This window comes from Bacillus sp. 05T31 (genome assembly GCF_056396725.1).
Genome location: NZ_JBFTMA010001215.1, coordinates 1 through 679, shown reverse-complemented (window position 1 = coordinate 679; position 679 = coordinate 1). Strand labels below are relative to the sequence as shown.

General features: G+C 39.9%; 2 protein-coding genes. Both read right to left on the bottom strand.

Annotated elements, in window-relative coordinates:
* Nucleotides 1-154: 154 nt before the first annotated feature.
* Nucleotides 155-403 carry an HPr family phosphocarrier protein gene (locus AC1DJR_RS32525; protein WP_002016081.1) on the bottom strand — a complete coding sequence of 83 codons (249 nt, stop codon included), beginning with the start codon at nucleotides 401-403 and terminating at the stop codon, nucleotides 155-157.
* Between the two features lie 23 nt (nucleotides 404-426).
* Nucleotides 427-679, bottom strand: a 253-nt coding sequence (gene whiA / locus AC1DJR_RS32520) for a DNA-binding protein WhiA (RefSeq protein ID WP_477004516.1), incomplete at its 5' end; no start/stop codon positions are given.

Genomic DNA, 679 nt, shown 5'->3' with positions numbered 1-679 from the left:
GATTTAGCAATTGTTTCTCCACTTTCTGAACCATCTAAATATCGTTTCACCGCTTGGATTTTTTCTTTTGAAGAAAATTTAGCCATAAAAAATGCACCTCCAATTGTTAGACCGTGTCTAACAATTGGGGTGCACTTCAATTCGCGATAACCCTTTATTGTACATATGCAGTTAATGCTTCCAAAGCCTCTTCTGCATCTGAACCTTCTGTTGTGATTGTAATCATGCTACCAGTTCCGATTGCTAAGCTCATAATCCCCATTATGCTCTTTGCATTCACTGTCTTTCCATCTTTCTCGATGAAGATATCCGCATGAAAGCGATTTGCCTCTTGTACAAACAACGCAGCCGGACGTGCTTGTAAGCCGTTTTTTAATGCCACTTTAACCAGTTTTTGAACCACAGCTCCATTTCCCCTTTAACCTTTTATTTTTTTGCTACTGTTTCCCCCGCGCGTAATTTCTCTGCAATTTCATCGATTTTACGCAAACGATGATTAATACCCGATTTACTAATTTTCCCCCCGGATACCATCTCACCTAACTCTTTCAATGTTACATCTTGATAATCTCTTCGTAACTGTGCAATTTCTCTTAATTTATCTGGCAAAATATCAAGCCCAACCGTCTCATCAATATAGCGGATGTTCTCAATTTGCCTTAGCGCTGCACCGCTGCAC